The organism is Sphingomonas mangrovi (assembly GCF_047975845.1).
Taxonomy (GTDB): domain Bacteria; phylum Pseudomonadota; class Alphaproteobacteria; order Sphingomonadales; family Sphingomonadaceae; genus Sphingomonas.
In genome coordinates, this window is record NZ_JBIUCZ010000015.1 from 66,219 (window position 1) to 86,869 (window position 20,651).

Annotated in this window: 21 protein-coding genes and 1 pseudogene; 12 read left to right on the plus strand and 10 right to left on the minus strand. The window is 70.6% G+C overall.

Features of this window, described 5'->3' with window-relative positions; genetic code table 11:
- The first annotated feature begins 4 nt into the window (after nucleotides 1–4).
- The gene (locus ACBY01_RS09470) at nucleotides 5–427 is read left to right on the plus strand and encodes a VOC family protein (protein ID WP_416460563.1); all 423 of its coding nucleotides are present in this window, start codon (nucleotides 5–7) and stop codon (nucleotides 425–427) included.
- 173 nt (nucleotides 428–600) lie between these two features.
- On the opposite strand, the gene ACBY01_RS09475 is transcribed toward ACBY01_RS09470, so the two are convergent.
- Nucleotides 601–1,266, minus strand: a complete 666-nt coding sequence (locus ACBY01_RS09475) for a c-type cytochrome (RefSeq protein ID WP_416460564.1) — start codon at nucleotides 1,264–1,266, stop codon at nucleotides 601–603.
- A gap of 113 nt (nucleotides 1,267–1,379) precedes the next feature.
- On the opposite strand from ACBY01_RS09475, the gene ACBY01_RS09480 reads away from it, so the two are divergent.
- Entirely contained in the window at nucleotides 1,380–2,270 is an 891-nt protein-coding gene (locus ACBY01_RS09480; protein ID WP_416460565.1) for a prephenate dehydratase, read from the plus strand.
- 93 nt (nucleotides 2,271–2,363) lie between these two features.
- Here the strand turns inward: ACBY01_RS09480 and nudC are convergent, their stop codons facing one another.
- Genes nudC through ACBY01_RS09495 form a run of 3 tightly spaced genes read right to left on the minus strand, consistent with a single transcriptional unit; the run spans nucleotide 2,364 to nucleotide 5,574 of the window.
- A complete protein-coding gene (gene nudC, locus ACBY01_RS09485) occupies nucleotides 2,364–3,230 on the minus strand; it encodes an NAD(+) diphosphatase (RefSeq protein WP_416460566.1) in 867 nt (288 codons plus the stop codon).
- Nucleotides 3,227–4,534, minus strand: coding sequence for a serine hydrolase domain-containing protein (locus tag ACBY01_RS09490; protein WP_416460567.1), 1,308 nt, complete (start codon nucleotides 4,532–4,534; stop codon nucleotides 3,227–3,229). Before ACBY01_RS09490 ends, nudC begins: the two co-directional genes overlap by 4 nt.
- Nucleotides 4,531–5,574 (minus strand): A/G-specific adenine glycosylase, encoded by a 1,044-nt coding sequence (locus ACBY01_RS09495; protein WP_416460568.1) that lies wholly within the window; start codon nucleotides 5,572–5,574, stop codon nucleotides 4,531–4,533. Before ACBY01_RS09495 ends, ACBY01_RS09490 begins: the two co-directional genes overlap by 4 nt.
- 28 nt (nucleotides 5,575–5,602) lie before the next feature.
- Between ACBY01_RS09495 and ACBY01_RS09500 the strand changes: the two genes are divergently transcribed.
- Genes ACBY01_RS09500 through ACBY01_RS09520 form a run of 5 tightly spaced genes read left to right on the plus strand, consistent with a single transcriptional unit; the run spans nucleotide 5,603 to nucleotide 11,400 of the window.
- Nucleotides 5,603–6,160, plus strand: a complete 558-nt coding sequence (locus ACBY01_RS09500) for a DUF721 domain-containing protein (RefSeq protein WP_416460569.1) — start codon at nucleotides 5,603–5,605, stop codon at nucleotides 6,158–6,160.
- The gene (locus ACBY01_RS09505; protein ID WP_416460570.1) at nucleotides 6,160–6,843 is read left to right on the plus strand and encodes a DsbA family protein; all 684 of its coding nucleotides are present in this window, start codon (nucleotides 6,160–6,162) and stop codon (nucleotides 6,841–6,843) included. Before ACBY01_RS09500 ends, ACBY01_RS09505 begins: the two co-directional genes overlap by 1 nt.
- Before the next feature lie 26 nt (nucleotides 6,844–6,869).
- Complete coding sequence (locus tag ACBY01_RS09510; RefSeq protein ID WP_416460571.1) at nucleotides 6,870–7,598, plus strand: thioredoxin domain-containing protein; 729 nt, start codon at nucleotides 6,870–6,872, stop codon at nucleotides 7,596–7,598.
- A gap of 27 nt (nucleotides 7,599–7,625) precedes the next feature.
- A complete protein-coding gene (gene smc, locus ACBY01_RS09515) occupies nucleotides 7,626–11,039 on the plus strand; it encodes a chromosome segregation protein SMC (protein WP_416460572.1) in 3,414 nt (1,137 codons plus the stop codon).
- A gap of 4 nt (nucleotides 11,040–11,043) precedes the next feature.
- Nucleotides 11,044–11,400, plus strand: coding sequence for a hypothetical protein (locus ACBY01_RS09520; protein WP_416460573.1), 357 nt, complete (start codon nucleotides 11,044–11,046; stop codon nucleotides 11,398–11,400).
- A 159-nt stretch (nucleotides 11,401–11,559) separates the two neighbouring features.
- Here ACBY01_RS09520 and ACBY01_RS09525 read toward each other — a convergent pair whose 3' ends face one another.
- Entirely contained in the window at nucleotides 11,560–12,672 is a 1,113-nt protein-coding gene (locus tag ACBY01_RS09525; protein WP_416460574.1) for a glycoside hydrolase family 130 protein, read from the minus strand.
- Between the two features lie 3 nt (nucleotides 12,673–12,675).
- Entirely contained in the window at nucleotides 12,676–12,957 is a 282-nt protein-coding gene (locus ACBY01_RS09530) for a chorismate mutase (protein ID WP_416460575.1), read from the minus strand.
- Nucleotides 12,958–13,080: 123 nt separating this feature from the next.
- Between ACBY01_RS09530 and ACBY01_RS09535 the strand changes: the two genes are divergently transcribed.
- Complete coding sequence (locus ACBY01_RS09535; protein WP_416460576.1) at nucleotides 13,081–14,103, plus strand: polyprenyl synthetase family protein; 1,023 nt, start codon at nucleotides 13,081–13,083, stop codon at nucleotides 14,101–14,103.
- A 223-nt stretch (nucleotides 14,104–14,326) separates the two neighbouring features.
- On the opposite strand, the gene ACBY01_RS09540 is transcribed toward ACBY01_RS09535, so the two are convergent.
- Complete coding sequence (locus ACBY01_RS09540; RefSeq protein WP_416460577.1) at nucleotides 14,327–15,358, minus strand: NAD(P)H-dependent flavin oxidoreductase; 1,032 nt, start codon at nucleotides 15,356–15,358, stop codon at nucleotides 14,327–14,329.
- Nucleotides 15,359–15,597: 239 nt separating this feature from the next.
- On the minus strand, nucleotides 15,598–16,152 hold the full coding sequence (locus ACBY01_RS09545; protein ID WP_416460578.1) for a hypothetical protein: 555 nt from the start codon (nucleotides 16,150–16,152) through the stop codon (nucleotides 15,598–15,600).
- 204 nt (nucleotides 16,153–16,356) lie between these two features.
- Between ACBY01_RS09545 and ACBY01_RS09550 the strand changes: the two are divergent.
- Nucleotides 16,357–16,784, plus strand: a pseudogene (locus ACBY01_RS09550) (secondary thiamine-phosphate synthase enzyme YjbQ).
- A gap of 13 nt (nucleotides 16,785–16,797) precedes the next feature.
- On the opposite strand, the gene ACBY01_RS09555 reads toward ACBY01_RS09550, so the two are convergent.
- A complete protein-coding gene (locus tag ACBY01_RS09555; protein ID WP_416460579.1) occupies nucleotides 16,798–18,051 on the minus strand; it encodes an aspartate kinase in 1,254 nt (417 codons plus the stop codon).
- 61 nt (nucleotides 18,052–18,112) lie between these two features.
- Between ACBY01_RS09555 and ubiG the strand changes: the two genes are divergently transcribed.
- From ubiG to ACBY01_RS09570, 3 genes are all read left to right on the plus strand, one after another.
- Nucleotides 18,113–18,853: a bifunctional 2-polyprenyl-6-hydroxyphenol methylase/3-demethylubiquinol 3-O-methyltransferase UbiG gene (gene ubiG, locus ACBY01_RS09560; protein WP_416460580.1), complete on the plus strand. Its 741-nt coding sequence runs from the start codon at nucleotides 18,113–18,115 to the stop codon at nucleotides 18,851–18,853.
- A gap of 1 nt (nucleotide 18,854) precedes the next feature.
- On the plus strand, nucleotides 18,855–19,283 hold the full coding sequence (locus ACBY01_RS09565) for a DUF1810 domain-containing protein (protein WP_416460581.1): 429 nt from the start codon (nucleotides 18,855–18,857) through the stop codon (nucleotides 19,281–19,283).
- Between the two features lie 354 nt (nucleotides 19,284–19,637).
- On the plus strand, nucleotides 19,638–20,117 hold the full coding sequence (locus ACBY01_RS09570; protein ID WP_416460582.1) for a hypothetical protein: 480 nt from the start codon (nucleotides 19,638–19,640) through the stop codon (nucleotides 20,115–20,117).
- 326 nt (nucleotides 20,118–20,443) lie between these two features.
- Here the strand turns inward: ACBY01_RS09570 and ACBY01_RS09575 are convergent.
- A partial coding sequence (locus ACBY01_RS09575; RefSeq protein ID WP_416460583.1) for a transposase occupies nucleotides 20,444–20,651 on the minus strand: 208 nt, incomplete at its 5' end.

A 20,651-nucleotide genomic window follows, 5' to 3' on the forward strand; every position in this document is an offset into this window, starting at 1 on the left:
CGCGATGCCGGAGGTGCCGCCCGTCTCCGGCCTGCTCGAAACCGCGCTCTACGTCGCCGACATGCCGCGCTCGGCGCGGTTCTTTCGCGAGGTTCTGCAGCTGCGCCCGATGATCGAGGGCGATCGGCTGACCGCGTTCGATGCAGGCCGCTCGGGGGTGCTGCTGCTGTTCCTCGCCGGCGCCTCGCTAGAGGACATGCCCGGCAGCGGCGGCGTCATCCCCGGCCACGACGGCAGCGGCCCGGTCCATATGGCTTTCGCGATTCCGGTCGGTAGCGAGGATGCGTGGCGCGCGCACCTCGCGGCGCAGGGCGTGCCGCTCCGCAGCGAGGTGGCGTGGCCGCGCGGCGGGCGCAGCCTCTATTTCGACGATCCCGACGGGCACGTGCTCGAACTCGCCACGCCGGGGCTCTGGCCGAACTATTGAAGCGCGCGGCCCGTCGAGCGTCTGTCTGAACGAGCATCGTTCCCCGGCGGAGGCCGGGGCCCAGGTGGGAAGGCCGTGGTTTTCGCCTCAGCCCGCGCCGCAACTGGGCCCCGGCCTCCGCCGGGGAACACGCTGAAAAAAGGGCGATCGCTTCTTCCCGAACCGCGGGGTCGTCAGTCGCCCTTCTCGGCGGCCTGTTCGGCGGCGGCGGGGTCGACCGACGGGGCGCCCGATGCCGGGGTGGCGGCGTTCGCGATATCCGCGGTCGGCGCGCCTTCGGCGACGTTGGTCTCCGCCTCGGTGGGGGCGTCGGGTGCCGGCGCGGCCGGCAGCGGCAGGTTGGAACCCTGCGCGTTCAGATAGGCGACGACGTTGGCGCGATCCTCCGCGTTGCCGAGGCCGGCGAAGGTCATCTTGGTGCCCGGCGCGTATTTGCGCGGCGAGGTCAGCCAGGCGTCGAGCGCGTCGAAATCCCAGTTGCCCGGCACCGACTTCAGCGCGTCCGAATAGGCGAAGCCCGCCAGATGGCCGTGCGGCTTGCCGACGACGCCCCACAGGTTCGGGCCGATGCCGTTGGCGCCGCCCTGGTTGACGGTGTGGCAGGCGGCGCACTTCTTGAACACCTCTGCGCCCTTCGCGGGATCGGCCGAGGCGAGCAGCGTCGCGAACGGCACCGCCGCCGCACCGCCCGCGCCTTCGCCTTCGACGCCTTCGATCGGATAGCCCATCTTTTCGGGGCGGCCGCCCTCGAAGATCATGCCGCTGACGACGGTCAGCCCCAGCGCAGCAGCCAGACCCGCCAAAGTCCAGCCAGCGATCGTGTTGATCCGATTGTCCATGCCGCTGCCGATTTCTCGCAAAAAGGGAAGATTGTCACGCTGTACGTCGGCTGGCCCATGCGTCGCAAGCCGCGCTTGCGTCGTTGACTTCGCGCAACTAATCGCCTGCCCCCATGCAAAGCTATGCCGGACCGGCGCGAGAACTGGTCGCTCGCATGACCGAAGCGGCCCGCGCCGCGCCCGAACGCGCCGTCGCCTACCAAGGCGCGCCCGGCGCGAATTCGCACGTCGCGGCCGGTCAGGCGCTGCCCGAAAGCCTGCCGCTCCCGTGCTTCAGCTTCGCCGATGCGATCGACGCGGTGCAGAGCGGCCGCGCGGGCTGCGCCATCATCCCGATCGAGAATTCGCTCCACGGCCGCGTCGCCGACATGCATTTCCTGCTGCCCGAATCGGGGCTGACGATCGTCGGCGAGCATTTTCTGCCGATCCGCCACACGCTGATGGGCATCGGCACGCTCGACCGGATCACCCAGGCGACCAGCCACGAGCAGGCGCTCGGCCAGTGCCGCCGCTGGCTCGCCGAACGGGGCATCGCGCCGGTCGCGTACGCCGACACCGCCGGCGCCGCGGCGCTGGTGGCGGAAACCGGCGACCCGACGCTCGCCGCGCTCGCCCCGCCGGGCGCGGCCGAGCTGTACGGCCTCGACGTGCTGGCGAGCGACATCGCCGATGCTGCGCACAATACGACGCGATTCGTGATCCTGGCACGCGAGGCCCCGGCGGCGCGGGTCGAAGGCCCGGCGATGACCAGCCTGGTGTTCGCGGTGAAGAACGTGCCCGCCGCGCTGTTCAAGGCGCTGGGCGGCTTCGCCACCAACGGCGTCAACATGACCAAGCTGGAAAGCTACCAGCGCGGCGGCAGCTTCACCGCGTCGGAGTTCTTCGCCGATATCGAGGGGCAGCCGGGCGACCTAGGCGTCGACCGCGCGCTCGACGAGCTGCGGTACCACAGCAAATGGGTGCGGCTGCTGGGTAGCTATCCGCGGGCGCGCGAGGGGCGGTAGGCCCGGGCCCCACCCCGTCATGCTGACGAAAGTCAGCATCCATACGCGCACCGCTTCCGGATTTGGCGGAGCGGCAATGGATCCTGACTTTCGTCAGGATGACGAAGCCCAGTGCGCCAGCAGGCTGTGGGCAATCGCATAGGCGGGCGGCGCGTCGAAGCGGGCGCTCTCCACGCGAGCGAGCGCACCGGCGACCTCTTCGCGGGTGGCCCAGAAGGCGTGTTCCAGCTCGTGCGTGTCGAGCGTGATGGCGTCGTCCAGCGCCTCGCCGATGCAGGCGAGCATCAGCTGCGACGGGAAGGGCCAGGGCTGGCTGGCGACGTAGCGGACCGCGCCTACCGCCACGCCCGCTTCCTCCAGCACCTCGCGCCGCACCGCGTCCTCCAGCGATTCGCCGACCTCCACGAAGCCGGCGAGTGCCGAATAGCGGCCGGGTGCCCAGGAGGGCTGACGGCCGAGTAGCACGCGGCCTTCGTGCTCGGCGAGCATGATGACGACCGGGTCGGTGCGCGGGAAATGCTGCGCAGCACAGCTGGGGCAGCGGCGCGCCCAGCCGGCGCGAAACGGCTCGGTCGGGGTGCCGCAGTTGGCGCAGAAGCGGTGGCGGCGATGCCAGTCGGTGAGGCTGCGCGCGGCCGCATAGATCGCCGCGTCGCCGCCCGGCATCGCGGCGAGCGCGCCCATCAGCGTCGGCGAGCGGCTGGTGGGCGATCCGTCCGAATCGATCGCGGCGACGAAGCGGGGGACGCCGGCGTCGTAGCCCAGGAACAGCGGCGCGACGCCGGCGGGAAGCGTATCGAGCGAGTCCCACACCAGCGCTCCGGCGTCGTCGACCTCCGGCTCCAGCGCCCGCAGGCGCAGCAGTCGCGCGTCGGGATGGGCGAGGGCAGCGGCGAACGCCTGCGGATCGTCGCGCTCGCGGTCGGCGCGGTCGAGCGTGCCGCCGGTGAAGCCGATCATCGCGCCAGATCCGCGGACAGTGCGCGGGTGAGGTCGGCGCGCAGCGGCCAGCGATCGGCGGGGAAATAATTGACCATCGCCGTGCCGCGCAGTTGGCGGGCGGGATCGACGAAGGCAAGCGTGCCGGCGGCGCCGCCCCAGCCATAGGTGCCCTTGCCCAGCCCGCCGGGCGTGTCCTCCAGGTACACCGAGCCGCCTGCACCGAAGCCCATCTTCGGCGCGTTGGTGCCGCCGGTGCTGCCGTCGACGCCGGTGAAGGCGACGCCGGTGGGCAGCAGGTTCGACATGGCGAGCGCGGCCGTCTCCGCCTTTATCACCCGCGTGCCGTCGAGGCTGCCGCGGTTCTGGAGCATGTGGAGAAATCGGTCGTAGTCGCGCGCCGACATGACGAGGCCGGCACCGCCATAGGGGAAGCTCGGCGCCTTCAGGAAAATCGAGGTCGCGGCGGGATCGAACGGCACTGCGCGGTCGCCGAGAAAGACATAGTTGGTCGCGAGCCGCCCGGCCTGGTCGGAGGACACCTGCCAAAAGGTCGAGCGCATGCCGAGCGGGCCGAACATCCGCGTCTGGAGGAAGCGTTCGAACGGCATTCCGCCTGCGACCTCGATCACCCGCGCGAGCACGTCGAGGCTGATCGAATAGCTCCATGTGCTGCCCGGATCGGCGATCAGCGGCAGCGTGGCGACGCGATCGGCGAAGGCGGCGAGCGACTGCGGCCGTACCCGGGCCATCTCCGCCTCGACCTTGGGGTTGATCGCGCCGGGAAGGATGCCGAGGCGTTCGTATTCGTGGAGCAGCGGCCCCTTGGTGACGACGGAATAGCCCAGCCCTGCTGTGTGGGTGAGCAGGTGGCGGATGGTGATCGGCCGCGCGGCGGGGCGGCTGGCGAGGCTGTGCTCGGGATCGGTCAGCACGCGCATCTTGGCGAAGGCGGGAAGGATCTCCGCCACCGGCTGGTCGAGCCGCAGCTTGCCGTCCTCGACCAGCATCATCGCCGCCATCGCCGTGATCGGCTTGGTCATCGAATAGACGCGCCACAGCGAATCGGGGGTGACGGGGCCGCCGCCCTCCGACAGCCGGCCGCGGGAAACGAAGCGGGTGTCGCCGGCGCCGCCGATCGCGATCGCGATGCCGGGTGCGCGGCCCTGCGCGACATAGCGGTCGGCGAGCTCCTCGACGCTGGGGAGGGCGGGCGCCTGGCCCGGGCGGGTGGGGGCGGCTTGCGCGAACGCAACCGGTGGTGCGACCGACGGGGCGACCAGCGCCAGTGCCGCGAGCCCCGCCATCCAGCGTCGTGCCGTCATCGCAATCCCTCCATCAGCCGCTGCGCGCGGACGAACACCGTCGGCATGCCGGCTTCGTCGAGCGCGTCGATCGGCCACCATTCGCCGTCCGGCACCGGCATGTGGGCCGGAAGCGTGGCAGCCGCAACCGCGCAGGCGAGCCGGAAATGGGTGAAACCGTGGGTGACCGCGCCCATCATCTGCCACTCGGCCTCGGCCGGCGCCTCGGCAAGACCGGGCGGCGCCTCCACCCACGGGCCGGTCGGCAGCGCGCGCATGCCGCCGAGCAGCCCCTTGGCCGGGCGGCGCACCAGCAGCACCCGGCCATCGCGCTCCAGCCAGAAGATCGTGCCGTGGCGCTGCGGCTTTTCGCGCTTGGGCGCCTTGAGCGGAAACGCCTCCGGATCGCCGGTGGCGAAGCCGTCGCACTGGGTGCGCAGGGGGCAGAGCAGGCAGCGCAGCGTGCGCGGGGTGCAGATGCCGGAGCCCAGATCCATCATCGCCTGGGCGAAGTCGCCGGCGCGCGCGTCGGGGGTGATCCTGTCGGTGGCAGCGCGGATCGCGGGGCGACCGGCGGGGAGCGGCTGGGGGAGGGCGAACAGCCGCGCCACCACCCGCTCGACATTGGCGTCGACCACCACCGCACGCCGACCGAAGGCGATCGCGGCCACCGCGGCGGCGGTGTAGGCGCCCAGGCCCGGCAGCGCGCGCAGGCCCTCCTCGGTATCGGGCAGCACGCCGCCGTGCTCGTGGGCGACGGTACGGGCGCAGGCGAGCAGGTTGCGGGCGCGGGCGTAGTAGCCGAGCCCTGCCCAGGCGGCCATCAGCTCGGCGTCCTCGGCGGCGGCGAGGCTCGCGAAGTCGGGCCAGCGCGCGACGAATTTCTCGAAGTACGGGCGCACGGTCGTGACCTGGGTCTGCTGGAGCATCACCTCCGACAGCCAGACGCGATACGGGTCCGGCGCGGGGGTGCCGGGCGGCGCGCGCCACGGCAGGCTGCGCGCGTTGGCGTCGTACCAGGTGAGCAGGGCGGGAGCGATTGCAGAAAGGTTGGCGGGCACCCCGCGCCTATGGCATGGGTGGCCTGCGATGACGACGCCCTCCAAAGCCCCCGCTGTCACCAAGGTCCGGCCTCCCAAGGAGGAGCCGAAGCGCCACGGCTATGCGCGCGCGGTGGCGGACCTGCTGCCCGACATCGGCCGGGCGGCGTTCCGCAAATTCGGCTTCGTCCAGAGCGCGGTGGTGAGCCGCTGGCCCGAGATCGTCGGCGAACGCTATGCGCGCGTTTCCGCGCCCGAATCGATCCGCTTCCCGCAGGGGCAGCGCGCCGACGGGGTGCTGACGCTGGTGGTGCATGGCGCCCACGTCACCATGATGCAGCATATCGGCCCGGAGATCGTCGAGCGGGTCAACCGCTTCTTCGGCTATGCCGCGGTCGGCCGGATCGCGTTCCGACAGGGCGACGTGCGCCGCACGCAGCGGGTCGCGCCGCCGCGCCCGCAGCCGACGCACGTGCCCGCCGAACTGGGCGACAGCCTGCGCACCATCGCCGATCCCGAGCTCAAGGCGGTGCTGTCTGCCTTGGCGGCCGGGGTCGCGGCGCCGCCGACGCCGCTTTCGATTCCGGTGCTGGGAAAGGTGCGTTGATGCGGGTGCTGGGGATGGTCGCGGGGCTGCTCGCCGGGCTGGTGGTGGCGGGGCCTGCGAACGCACAGCAAGCGCGCGACTGGCGGACGGCCGCGGTCAAGACGCCGAGCGGCGCCTATCAAATCGGCAATCCCAAGGCGAAGGTCACGCTGGTCGAATATGTCAGCTACACCTGCCCGCACTGCGGTCATTTCGAGGAGGAATCGAAGGCGCCGCTCCACGACGGGCTGGTGCGCAACGGCCAAGTCCGCGTCGAGGTGCGCAGCTTCGTGCGCGATCCGCTCGACCTCGCCAGCGCGCTGCTCGCGCGCTGCGGCGGCGCCGCCCGCTTCGCGCGCCAGCACGCGCTGATCTTCGCCAATCAGAAGGCGCTGCTCGACAAGGCGGTGGCGTTCCAGGGGCAGCCGGACGCGTTCAAGGGCGCGACCACGCTCGAGGCGCGGCTGCGGCGGATGGCCGCCGGCTCCGGGCTCGCCGCGCTGATGCAGCGCAGCGGCTTGAGCGCCCAGCAGGTCGACCGCTGCCTGGTCGATCCCGCCGCGCGGCAGGAACTGATCGCGCTCACCGAATCGATGCAGGGCCGCATCCAGGCGACCCCCAGCTTCGAGATCGACGGCAACCTCCTGGCCGCCAACAGCTGGCCCGAGGTCGAGCCGCCGCTGCGCGAAGCGCTGCAGCGCTGACCCCTCTTCATTCGACGGAGCCTTCCATGCGTATCGCCTTCTCCCTGCTGCCGTTCCTCCTGCTCGCCGGGTGTGGCGGCGATGCCGGCTCCGGCAACGGCGCGGCGCCTGCCGCCAAGGTCGCGGCGGTTCCGGCGCCCGCGGGCACCAGCTGGGTCGAGACGGTGTCGGTGACGCCGGAGGGCGGCTATCGCATGGGCAACCCCGATGCCGCGATCAAGCTGGTCGAATACGGCTCGCGCACCTGCCCGACCTGCGGCCAGTTCGGTCGCGATTCGGTGCCGAAGCTCGCCGACACCTATGTCGCGAGCGGCAAGGTTTCGTACGAGTTCCGCGACTTCGCGGTGCACGGCGCGCCCGATCTCGCCGCCGGGCTGCTCGGCCGCTGCGGCGGAACCGGGCCGTTCTTCCCGATCCTCGACCAGATGTACGCCAACCAGAATGCGGTGCTGGAAAAGCTCCAGGCGCTGCCCGAGAGCTTCCAGGCGCGGGTGCAGCAGATGCCGCCCGCGCAGTCGCTAGCGCTGTGGGCCGAGCAGCTGGGCTACCTCGACTTCGTCAAGCAGCGCGGCATCCCGGAAGCCAAGGCGCGCCAGTGCCTGGCCGACCAGAAGGGGCTGGAGGCGCTCGCCAAGATCACCGAGGACGCCGCCGACAAGGTGACCGGCACGCCGAGCTTCTTCCTGAACGACAGCAAGGTCGACGCGGTGAGCTGGACGCAGGTCGAGGCGGCGCTGCGCGACGCCGGCGCCTGATCGCCCTCTGACCGGGCGCGTGCGGCGATGCGGATCCGGCGGCTGCGCCTGTCCGGCTTCAAGAGCTTCGTCGACGCGTCCGACCTGGTGATCGAACAGGGGCTGACCGGCGTGGTCGGCCCCAATGGCTGCGGCAAGTCGAACCTCCTCGAAGCATTGCGCTGGACGATGGGCGAGAACTCCGCCCGGTCGATGCGCGGTGCGGCGATGGAGGACGTGATCTTCGCCGGCACCGCGACGCGCCCGCCGCGCGACTTCGCCGAGGTGTCGATCCTCGCCGACGAGGTCGGGCCCGACGCCGAGGAGGTCGAGGTGGTGCGCCGGATCGAGCGCGGCGCCGGCTCCGCCTATCGCATCAACGGCCGCGACGTGCGCGCGAAGGACGTGGCGCTGCTGTTCGCGGACGCCGCCACCGGCGCGCATTCGCCCGCGCTCGTCAGCCAGAACCGGATCAGCGCCGTCATCTCCGCCAAGCCTGCCGAGCGCCGGGCGATGCTGGAGGAGGCGGCGGGGATCGCCGGGCTCCATGTCCGCCGTCGCGATGCCGAGAACCGGCTGCGCGCGACTGAGGCCAATCTGGCGCGGCTGGCCGAGGTGCTGGCCGACCAGGACGGGCGCATCGCCCAGCTCAGGCGGCAGGCGCGGCAGGCGGAACGCTATCGCGAGCTTTCCGAACGGATCCGCGTCGCCGAGGCGCGGCTGATCTTTGCGCGCTGGCGCGATGCGGCGGCGGCGGCGGATGCGGCGCGCGCGGAAGCCCGGGATGCGGAGGCGCTGGTCACGACCCGCACCGCCGAGCAGGCGGCGGCCGAAGCCGGACAGGCCGCGGCGGTGGCGGCGCTCGCCCGGCATCGCGGCACCGCCCAGGCGGCGCGCGACGCGCTGTCCGAGGCGACGCATCGCCGCGAATCACTGGTGGCGCAGCGCGGGGCTGCCGAACGGCGCTTGCGCGAACTGGAGGCGGCGGTCGCGCGCATCGCCGAGGATCGCGGCCGCGAAGGCGCGCTGGCGAGCGATGCCGCCGACGCGCTCGCCCGGCTGGCGGCGGAAAGCAAGGCGCTGGAGGCGGAGGTCGCGGCCGCCGACGCGGCGCTGCCGGGGCTCGCTGCGGCACTGGCGGCGGCCGAGCAGGCGAGCCGCGATGCCGAGGTAGCGCTCGCCCAGGCACTGGCGCGGCAGGCGAGCGAATTGGCCGACGTCCGCGTCGCGCGGGCGGCGCTGCAGGCGGCCGAGGCGCGGCTGGATCGCGCCACGCGGGACGAGCGGCGGATCGCGGGCGAGCTGGCGGGGCTGGCGGATGCGGTGCCGCTCCACGCCGCACGGGCAGCGGCAGTGGCGGCGCGCGAGGCGGCGCTTGCCGGCATCGATCGCGCGCGAACCGAACTCTCGGCAGCGGAAGCCGAGGAGCGAACCCAGGGCGCCCAGCGCGACGCAGCGCAGGCGGCGCGCGCGGCGGCGGCGGCCGAACTCGCCGCGCTCGACGGCGAGGCGGCGGCGCTGGAGCGCGCGCAGCGGCGCGGCGGGCGCGAGCGGCTGCTCGACCGGCTGACGGTGGCGCCGGGTTATGAGCGCGCGCTGGCGGCGGCGCTGGGCGACGATGTCGAGGCCGGGCTCGACCCCGCCGACGATCGCTTCTGGGCGGGCGCCGAGCCGACGGCGGCCGATCCGTCGCCGCCGCCCGTCGTCGCGGCGCTGTCGGCGCAGGTGGAGGCGCCGCCGGCGCTCGCACGACGGCTCGCCCAGGTGTTCGTGTGCGAGGACGACACTGGCGTCGCACTGGCGGTGGGGCAGCGCCTGGTGACGCTCGAGGGAGCGCTGCGGCGCTGGGACGGCTATCGCGCCAAGGCGGGCGGCGGTGCGGCGGCGGCCGAGCGGCTCCAGCGCGCCAACCGGCTGCGCGCGCTCGCGGCGGCACGGCCACAGGCGGCGGCGGCGGTCGAGGCGGCGGCGGCTGAGCTCGCCCAGGCAGAGGCGGCGATCCGCACCGCCAAGGCGCGAGGCGCCGAGGCACGGCGCAGCGTCGACTCGCACGAAAGCGCCGCGCGCGAGGCGGCGCGGGCGGAGGATCGCGCGACCGCGGCGATCGAGCGCGCCGAATCGCAGCGGGCGGACCTGGCCGCGCGCCAGCGTCGCGCCGCGGTCGACCTGGAGGAAGCGGCGGGGGAAGCCGCGCGGGCGCAGGCGACGGTGGCGGCGCTACCCGACGGCAGCGCAACCCAGGCCGAGGTCGCGCGGCTGTCGGCGGCGGCCGAGGCCGGGCGCGGGGCGGTGGCGGATGCGCGAGCGGCGGCGTCCGAGCGCGAGCGCGCCGCCGGTGCCGCCCGCTCGCGGATCGCCGCGGCCGCTGCGGAGAGCCGCGGCTGGAAACAGCGCGCGGGCGAGGCGGTGCGGCGGATCGCCGATCTCGACAGACGCGCGGCCGAAGGCGCGCGCGAGCGCGACGCGATCGCCGGGCGGCCGGACGCGCTGTCGGCGGAGATCGATGCGGTGACCGCGACGCTGCTCGGCGCGCGCGAGGCGGTCGATTCCGCGCAGGCGCAGGAACAGGCGGCCGACCGCGCCTTGCGCGAGGCCGAGGCGACGCTGCGTACCGTTGGCGAGGCGCTCGCCGCCGCGCGCGAGGCGCGGGCCGGGGCGGCGGCGCGTGCGGAGAACCAGGACCAGCGCCGCGTCGAGACGGCGCGGCTGTCGGGCGAGCGCTTCGAATGCCCGCCGCCGATCCTGCCGCAGCGGCTGGGGTTCGACAGCGCCGAGGTCGGCACGCCGGACGCCGAGGCGGCGCAGCACGACCGGCTGACGATGGAGCGCGAGCGGATCGGGCCGGTCAACCTGGTGGCGGAGCGCGAGCTCGCCGAACTCGACGCCGCGCGCACGAGCAGCGATCGTGAGCGCGCGGAACTGGAGCTGGCGGTGAATCGCCTGCGCGGCTCGATCGGCATCCTGAACCGCGAAGGGCGGCAGCGGCTGCTCGCCGCCTTTCATGCGGTGAACGCGCATTTCCAGCGGCTGTTCGGCACGCTGTTCAACGGCGGCCAGGCGCATCTGGCGCTGGTCGATTCGGACGATCCGCTGGAGGCGGGGCTGGAAATCCTCGCCCAGCCGCCGGGCAAGCGGCTCCAGTCGCTGACTTTGCTGTCGGGTGGCGAGCAGGCGCTGACCGCGGTGGCGCTGATCTTCGGGCTGTTCCTGACCAGCCCGGCGCCTATCTGCGTTCTCGACGAAGTCGACGCGCCGCTCGATGACGCCAACATCGACCGATTCTGCGATCTGCTCGAACGGATGACCGAGGAGACCGAGACGCGCTACCTGATCGTCACCCACAATGCCGCGACGATGAGCCGGATGCACCGGCTGTTCGGCGTGACGATGGTCGAGCAGGGGGTCAGCCGCCTGGTCTCGGTCGATCTGCGCGGCGCCGAGACGTTGCTGGCTGCGGAGTAGAAGAATGAATCGCCTGTTGCTGTGGATCGCCGCGCTGCTGATGGTGCCCGTAGCGGCGCTCGCCGAGCCCGAGGGTCTCGCCGGCCATTATTATCTCTCGGGCATGACCGAGGTCGGCTCGGAACTGCTGCTGCGGGACGACGGCCGCTACCAGTGGATGCTCGCCTATGGGGCGTTGGACGTCGCCGCGGAGGGGCGGTGGAGCCGCAGCGGCGACACGCTGACGCTGGTGGCCGATCCCGGGACGTTGCCCGAAGACGGGATGGCATCGATCTTCGCGAGGATGGAGCTGAAGATCGAGGAGGACGGCACGCTGGTGCCGACGGAGAACCTGCGCGGGGCGTATCGGAAGGCGGAGTAGGCGCTCCCGTGCTCCCGTGTTGAGAACCGACATGCTCGCACCGCCGTACCCCGGCGGAGGCCGGGGCCCAGTTGCGGCGCCGTCGGTGAGGCTCGGAACCCAACCGCCGTCCTCCCAACTGGGCCCCGGCCTTCGCCGGGGCACGATATCCTTGTCGGTTCAGTCCAGCCGCGCCTTCGGAATCCGCGTCAGGCGGCAGGCGAGATCCGCTTCGCCCGACGCGACGAGCCAGCTGTCGGCCGCGTCGACGATGCCGGTGGTGAACACCACCGGCTGCGGCAGATAGGCCTGGTGTGCGAAGGGGGCGATGAGCTCGGGCGCGGATTCCAGCACCGGCGCCGCTTCCTCGCGCTCGAGGATGCGCGTGGGATCGTCGCCATCGAGCAGCGCGCGATAGGTGCGATACACGCCGACCGCGCCCTGCTTCTCGACGCCGTGGTAGAGCAGCATCCAGCCGCGCGGCGTGCGAACCGGCGGGGTGCCGCCGCCGAGCTTGGAGGCGGCCGCGGCCTTCAGCGGCCGGATCGCGAATTCGGCGACCGGGCGCCAGTGCAGCATGTCGGGCGAGGTCGCGAGGTTGATCGAGGGGCCGCCGGCGTCGTCGTCGCCGGGCGGCATCGCGAACCACGCGTCGGACAGCGGCCGGGTGAGCGCGAGATGGCGGTCGCCCACCGTTCCCTCGAACGGAATCATGTCCTTGTTGCCGTGGTCGAGCACCATACCGCACGGGCGCCAGTCGAGTCCGTTGTCGGAATCGTACATCACCGTGCACAGCCGCCCGCCCGACACCGCGCACACCGTCATCCACCAGCGATCGCCGATGCGGACGATGCGCGGGTCCTCGATGCCGTACTCGCCGTGGCGCGCGTCGGGCTCGATCGCGCGATCGTAATGGACGGCGACGATCCGCTCGCCTTCTAAGTCGAGCTCGACCGGCAGCAGCCACGACAGCGAGGTCAGCCCCAGGAACGGATAGGCGCCGCCCGCCAGCACGAAGAAGCGCGGGTCGGCGGTGTCGGCGCCAGCGGCATCGAAGCCGTCGAGGCGATAGCCGGCCGGCGTCCAGCGGATCGAGCGCACCTGACCGTCGCGGATCGGCTCGGCCAGCGCCTCCGCCACGCGCACCATCAGCAGCAGGTTGCCGTTGGCGAGGCGGGTGAGACCGGGGTTGAACGCGCCGAGCACGAAGGTCGGCTCGGCGATGCCGCGGCGCAGCGGCGAGCGGCTAAGATCGACGTCGTCGGGGGCGAAGACGATCCGGTCGTCCGCCACGGCTCAGCCCGCCTGGAGCTGCGCGTGGTGGCGGATCACTTCTTCGATGATGAAGCGCAGGAACTTCTCGGAGAACTCGGGGTCGAGATCGGCGTCGCGGGCAAGCGCACGCAGCCGCGCGATCTGCCGGTCCTCGCGCCCCGGATCGGCGGGGGGAAGCCCGGTCTCCGCCTTGTAGCGGCCGACCGCCTGGGTCACCTTGAACCGCTCGGCGAGCATGAAGACCAGCGCCGCGTCGATGTTGTCGATGCTCTGGCGATAGCGGGCCAGCGTGTCGTCGGTCATCCCAGTCCTTCCCTCGCCCGTTCTTGCCTCGGACGCGTGCGGGCGCTTTTCGCGTCGCTTTCCGCATCGCGCAAGCCTGCGCAGCCTTGCGTTCGTCCTGCGATGCAGCCACATCGGCGGGGCATGAGTGCCACCGTACACCGCCTCACCCCGACCGGTCGCGTGAAGGACCCGTCGCTCGATCCGATGATGACGCTCGTCGCCGGGGATATGGCGGCCGTCAACGCGGTGATCGTCGATCGCATGCAGTCCAAGATCCCGCTGATCCCGGAACTCGCCGGCCACCTGATCTCGGGCGGCGGCAAGCGGCTGCGGCCGATGCTGACGCTCGCGAGCGGGCAGCTGCTGGGGTACCAGGGCACGCGCCACCATCTGCTGGCGGCGGCGGTCGAGTTCATCCACACCGCCACGCTGCTCCACGACGACGTGGTCGACGGATCGGACCTGCGCCGCGGCAAGCGCACCGCCAACATCATCTGGGGCAATCCGGCGAGCGTGCTGGTCGGCGACTTCCTGTTCAGCCGCTCGTTCGAGCTGATGGTGGAGGCCGACAGCCTGGCCGCGCTCAAGATCCTGTCGAACGCCTCGGCGGTGATCGCGGAAGGCGAGGTCAACCAGCTGACCGCGGTGCGCCGGGTCGATCTGCACGAGGACCGCTACCTCGACATCATCGGCGCCAAGACCGCCGCGCTGTTTGCCGCCGCGTGCCGCATCGCCGCGGTGGTCGCCGACCGGCCGCAGGCGGAGGAGCTGGCGCTCGACGCCTATGGCCGCAACCTCGGCATCGCGTTCCAGCTGGTCGACGATGCGATCGACTATGTCTCGGACGCCTCCACCATGGGCAAGGACGCGGGCGACGACTTCCGCGAGGGCAAGATGACGCTGCCGGTGATCCTCGCCTATGCGCGCGGCGACGAGGCAGCGCGCGGCTTCTGGCGCGACGCGGTCTCGGGCCGGCGGGCGACCGACGCGGACTTCGCGCATGCGGTGGAGCTGGTGCGCAGCAGCCGGGCGGTCGAGGACACGATGGCGCGGGCGCGGCATTACGGGCAGCGGGCGATCGAGTCGCTCACGCCGTTCGCCGACGGCGCCGCCAAGGACGCGATGGTCGAGGCGGTCGAGTTCGCGGTGGCGCGGGCGTACTAACTTATACCCCGGCGGAGGCCGGGGCCCAGGTGGGATAGCGGCCGATGCAGGCGCTTCATCCGCCAAGTTTTCCCAACTGGACCCCGGCCTCCGCCGGGGTACGAGAGGGCTTCGCATCCATCCCACCTCGTCATGCTGACGAAAGTCAGCATCCATTCGCGCAACGATCCTGCTTCGAGAATGGATCCTGACTTCCGTCAGGATGACGAAGCGTGGCTTCCCGTCAGGCGGCCCGCTTGTCGAGGGCGGCGGCAGCTTCTTCCATCAGCGTGGCGAGGATCGCCGCAACCGGTTCCTCGCTCTTGACCATCCCGACCGACTGGCCGGCCATGACGCTGCCGTGCTCGACGTCGCCGTCGATCACCGCGCGGCGCAGCGCCCCCGCCCAGTAATGCTCGATCTGGAGCTGCGCCTCGGCCATCGCCAGCGTACCCTCGTCGAGCGACTGGGCGACTTCGCGCTGCTTGGCGGTGAACAGCTCCGAACCGGCGTTCTTGAGCGCGCGCACCGGGATCACCGGCAGGCGCGGGTCGATCTGGACGCTGGCGACCGCATCGCGGGCGGAGGCGCGGAAGAATGCCTTCTTGAAATTGGGGTGGGCGATCGACTCGGTTGCGCAGGCGAAGCGCGTGCCGAGCTGGACGCCGGCGGCGCCCATGTCGAGATAGCCGGCGATCGCCTCGCCGCGGCCGATCCCGCCGGCGACGAACACGGGCAGCGCCTCGGCGATCTCGGGCAGCATTTCCTGCGCTAGCACGCTGGTGGAGACCGGGCCGATGTGGCCGCCGGCCTCCATCCCCTCGATCACCAGCGCGTCGACGCCGGAGCGGATCAGCTTCTTGGCGAGCGCGAGCGCGGGCGCGAAGCAGATCACCTTGGCGCCCGACGCCTTGATCGCGTCGAGGCTGCCGGCAGGCGGGAGTCCGCCCGCAAGCACGACATGGCCGACCTGGTGCTTGGCGCACACCGCGATCAGATCCATCAGCTGCGGGTGCATGGTGATGAGGTTGACGCCGAACGGCTTGTTCGTGAGCGCCTTGGTGGCGGCGATCTCGCCATCGAGCAGTTCGGGCGTCATCGCGCCGCACGCGATCACGCCGAAGCCGCCGGCGTTGGAGATCGCGGCGACGAGGTTGCGCTCGGACACCCAGGACATGGCGCCGCACAGGATCGCGGTCTCGGTGCCGAGGAAGGCGGCGCCGCGAGCCATGCGGCGGGCGAGGCGCTCGGCGCCGACGGAGGAAGCGGTGGTCATTGCAAGGCCCTAGAGCGGTTTCGAGGAAGGTGGAACACCTGCCGGTTCGGAAGCACGACAAAACCACCAGGTCAGGTCGTGAACCCATAACAGACAGTTCTAAATCAAGCGCTCAACGTACGGGCTGGGCAAAAATCGGAGTGGCCGCTTTCGGCGATCAGGCATCTAAGCAGGCGTTTGTTGATGAAATAAGCAGTGGCGTCTAGCGCTGTCCACATCTGCATACTGGTTAGAATTTCTTACGGCTTTGCTTCCATCGGTCGCCGGACGCAGATATCGATCACTTCGGTCAGTCCAATAATACGATTGTTTGCCTTTTGGAGTTGCCCGCTGTCTTCGACGGCGAACATTAGCCAACCCTTCACGCCGTCCTTCTCCTTAGGAAGGTCGGGCACCAGCGCAGGCTTGGCCATGCTGCTTTCCAGCACCGGCTTGAAGCAGCTCATTATCGTTGCCCGTGTCGCGTTCGGGTCGAGCTCGGAAGGCAGCACAGAGCGGCCTGTAGCGAGGCCAGCGGCTAGCTCTGGAGGTATCTCAACGGGCGACAGCCTTGAGACGATTGCAACTGCCCACCTGCGGCTTGGCACTGAGCTTGATTTGTCGGACAGGATATTCATCGCGAGCGCGACATAGTCTTTGTCAGTCGAGCTACGTGAGGCGTTCCAGGAGATGAGCGCGACAACGATCGTGGCAATCGCCGCTCCAATGGCAGTTATTGCTGGCAGCCATCTAAAAAGCATCATGCCAACGCCTCGTTCGGTCAAAGCTTGTTCGATTTCTGCTGGTTCTGTCATGGCCCATCCCCCCAAATAAAGAACGTATAAGGCTGTCGAATAATGTCAGCTATCGGGAAGCGCAGATGCCGACGCGAACGCCGGCTTTTGGAGCGTTTGCCGTCGGTCCGCTTTGATGAGGCTACGGCTCAGGGCGATCCGGTGCAAAGAGGTCGAAAGACGCTCTACGGCTAGCAGGTGGCGTTGCGCAAAGGAGACAAGACGATGCGGCAGGCGATCGGCGAGCTGGAAGTGCCCACGCGCGGGCAGGGGCTGGTGGAGGTGACGCGCGACGTGTGCGGCTGGGTGGCCGAACAGGGCATGGCGACCGGGCTGCTGACGCTGTTCTGCCGGCACACCTCGGCCTCGCTGCTGGTGCAGGAGAATGCGGCGCCGGAGGTGCAGGACGACCTGGTCGCCTATTTCCGTCGCATCGCCCCGGAGGATCGCACCGCCTACGCCCACGACGACGAGGGGCCGGACGACATGCCCGCGCACCTGCGCACCTGCGCACGGCGCTGACCGGCGTGCAGCTGTCGATCCCGGTCGCGAGCGGCCGGCCGGTGCTCGGCACCTGGCAGGGCATCTATCTGTTCGAGCACCGCCGCGCGCCTCACCGGCGCCGGATCGCGCTGCACCTGCTGGGGGAATAGCGCCGCCGCCCGATCAGGCGGCGGTGTCCTCCGCGTCCAGGCCATAGGCGGTATGGAGCACGCGCACCGCGAGCTCGGTATAGTCTTCCTCGATCAGCACGCTGACCTTGATCTCCGAGGTGGTGATCGCCTGCACGTTGATGCCGCGATCGCCCAGCGTCTTGAACATGGTGGAGGCGACGCCCGCATGGCTGCGCATGCCGACGCCGACCACCGAGATCTTGGCGACGCGGGTGTCGTGCACCAGCCGGTCGTAGCCGATGGTCGCCCTTTCGCGATCGAGCACGTCGAGCACGCGCGGCAGCTCGGCCTGGTTGATCGTGAAGGTGACGTCGGTCGACCCGGTCGAATGCGCGACGTTCTGCACGATCATGTCGACGTTGATGCCGCCGTCGGCGAGCGGGCCGAAGATCGCCGCCACCGCACCCGGACGATCCGGCACTTCGGTCAGCGTGATCTTGGCCTCGTTCTTGTCGTGCGCGATGCCGGTAATGAGCTGGCGTTCCATGTCGTCCACTTCCTCTTCGCCCACGATCATCGTGCCCGGTTCCGCCGCCGCATCCGCGTCCGCAAAGGACGAGAGCACCTGGACGCGGACCCCTTCCTTCATCGCGAGCCCGACCGAGCGCGTCTGCAGCACCTTGGCGCCGACGCTGGCGAGCTCCAGCATTTCCTCGTACGTCACGCGCTTGAGCTTGCGTGCGCGGGGCACGATGCGCGGATCGGTGGTGTAGACGCCGTCGACGTCGGTGTAGATGTCGCAGCGATCCGCCTGCATCGCCGCCGCCACCGCCACCGCCGAGGTATCCGATCCGCCGCGGCCGAGCGTGGTGACGCGGCCGCCCTCGGCCAGCCCCTGGAAGCCCGGGATCACCGCGACCTCGCCGCCCGCCGTCGCGGCGAGCAGCGCCTGCGTATCGATCTCGCCGATGCGAGCGGAGGCGTGCGCGTCGGAGGTGTGGATGGGGAGCTGCCAGCCGAGCCAGCTGCGCGCGGGCACGCCGATCGCCTGGAGCGCGATCGCGAGCAGCCCGCTCGTCACCTGCTCGCCCGAGGCGACCACCACGTCATATTCGCGCGGATCGTAGAGCGACGAGGCTTCGCGGCAGAAGCCCACCAGCCGGTCGGTCTCGCCCGCCATCGCCGAGACGACGACCGCGACCTGGTTGCCGGCCTCCCACTCGCGTTTGACGCGCTGGGCGACGCTCCGGATGCGCTCGATCCCGGCCATGGAGGTGCCGCCGAACTTCATCACGATGCGAGCCATTGACCGAGCGCCTCACCCCCTTGGGAACATCGGGTTGCGCTGATAGGGAGGGGATATGGGAATGGCAAGCGAAGCACCTGCGGCGAACGGCAGCGTGGTGGCGGCGGAGGCCGCGCATTTTGGCACGCTGGCGGCCGACTGGTGGAATCCGCACGGCTCCTCGGCGATGCTGCACCGGCTGAACCCCGCACGGCTCGGCTTCCTGCGGCAGGCGATCGACGCGCATTGGAGCGGCGACGGGCAGGGCTTTACGCCGCTCGCCGGCAAGACCGCGCTCGACGTCGGCTGCGGCGCCGGGCTGCTCGCCGAGCCGCTCGCGCGGCTGGGCGCGGCGGTGACGGGCGTCGATGCCGCGCCGGAGAACATCGGCGCGGCGAGGGCCCATGCCGACAGCCAGGGCCTGGCGATCGACTACATCGCCGGCGGCGTCGAGACGGTGGCGGGGCGGCAGTTCGACCTGGTCACCTCGCTGGAGGTGATCGAGCATGTCGCCGATCCCGCCAGCTTCGTCGCCGGACTGGCGGCGGCGCTGGCGCCCAGCGGATTGATGGTGGTGTCGACGCCCAACCGCACGCCGCTGTCGCGGCTGGCGATGATCACGCTGGCGGAAGGCGTCGGCGCGATCCCGCGCGGCACGCACGACTGGGACAAGTTCCTGAGCCCCGACGAACTCACCGCGCTGCTGCGGGCCGAGGGGCTGACGGTGGGCGAAGTCCGCGGGTTGTCGTTTTCGCCCGCGCGCGGCTTCACCATCTCCGACGACACGCGGCTCGACTATCTCGTCACAGCCTGGCGGGCCTAACATGGCGGCGCTCGATCGCTTCGTCGCGGCGCAGGACGGGGTGTGGCCGCAGGCGCTCGCCGAACTGAAGGCCGGGCGCAAAACCAGCCACTGGATGTGGTTCGTCTTCCCGCAGATCGCCGGGCTCGGCCGCAGCGAGACCGCGCGCTTCTATGCCATCGCCGATGCGGCCGAGGCGCAGGCGTACCGCGCGCATCCGGTGCTGGGCGCGCGACTGGTAGAGGCGGCGCAGGCGCTGCTCGCGCACCGCGGGCGCTCGGCCGAGGCGGTGCTGGGCGGCATCGACGCGATCAAGCTGCGCTCGTCGATGACGTTGTTCGAGGCGGCGGCACCGGGCGAGCCGGTGTTCGGCGCGGTGCTAGACGGATTCTACGATGGAGAGCGCGATGCGGAGACGCTGCGGCTGCTGAACTTGGGCGCAGTCTCGTAGACGAACGGCCGACCGTGGGTGGTACCTGCCGTTGCAGTTCAGCGGTATCGCCTCGGTACAGGTTAGCGGTTGCGGCTCTTACATCCAAGTTTTCTGCGGTATTTGCTTGAATGCGGCGAAGGGTCTTTCCGCAGTGCGCCAGGAATTCTGTTTAACTGGCGTTTCGGTCCGCGCTTGGGGAAGGAGCCTCTCGTGAACAGACGCGTGCCGCTTTCTGCTTCTCCATGCCGACAAGGCGAGTGTCATCAACGTCGGACGCGAGTTGCGCAATCGCCACTTCCGAACGATGGTCGAGCAACTCGACCAGATGGCACCCGGCACTCGCTTCGCCACGACGCTTCCGAAATGAGAACGGTGCTGCCGCTCTTGCTCGCCACACTGCTGGCGGCCTGCGACGGGACGCCCGGCAACGGGGCCGCCTTGGACGACGCCGTTGCGTCGCCTGGCGCTGTACCCAGTAATACCGTGATGCCGGCGACAGCGCCCTCTCGTCCCGTACCGCCGTGGGACGCGAGCCAGTGCGGCGACGACGAGTATCAGAATGCCCGCATGGAGCGCCACCCGGCCCTCATCGAACGCAGTGCTGACGATCTGCTCGCCGCCTACGGCAAACCGCACGCCGAGAGCCGCTTCCGCGCTGGCGATGGCGTCGGCACCTACAGTGGCGGGGTAGCCAGCCAATTGCCCGGCGGTGCCGCGCACAACGCGCGCACACCGGTACGAGAAATTATTTGGCAGCGCGGCGGTTGCAACTTCGTCGTCCGTTTTCGCGAGGATCAAGGTGCTTGGCGGGTGTTCGATGCGTTCGAGGCATTGGCAGATGCGGACTTCTGAATGGTAAATGCCGAAGGCGGCTGGTTGGCGTCTGTATTGACGTGACCAGACAAGGGGGAGGGCAATATAGGCCGTCGTCATGTCGTCGAAGTCGACTGTCCCCGGCTGGGGGGCTTCTTGCGGTTGCCGTTCGGGGGTATCGGCCGGCAGTAGCTGCCTTTGAACCCACCGTTTTTGTGGTCTCTGGTGAGCAGGGCGGAGGGTGTCTCCGCCACCGATGACTGGAACTGGTAGCAAGCGGACTGACTGCTTTAGGGAAACCGCAGGCGAGCGCTGCCATCCCGAAAACGATGGTGAAATGGGAACGGCCGGAACTAATTGTGGGTTCAACCGGTGGTCGCAACGGCTTGGGCGAAGGTCTCAGCCGGCGTCTTGTAGAGCAAGGTTTTTCTGGGCCGCTCGTTGAGCTGGCGGGCGATGGCGCTGAGCTTGGCCTGGCTGAAGGTGGCGAGGTCGAGGCCCTTGGGGAGGTACTGACGCAGCAAGCGGTTGGTGTTCTCGTTGGTGCCGCGCTGCCACGGGCTCTGCGGATCG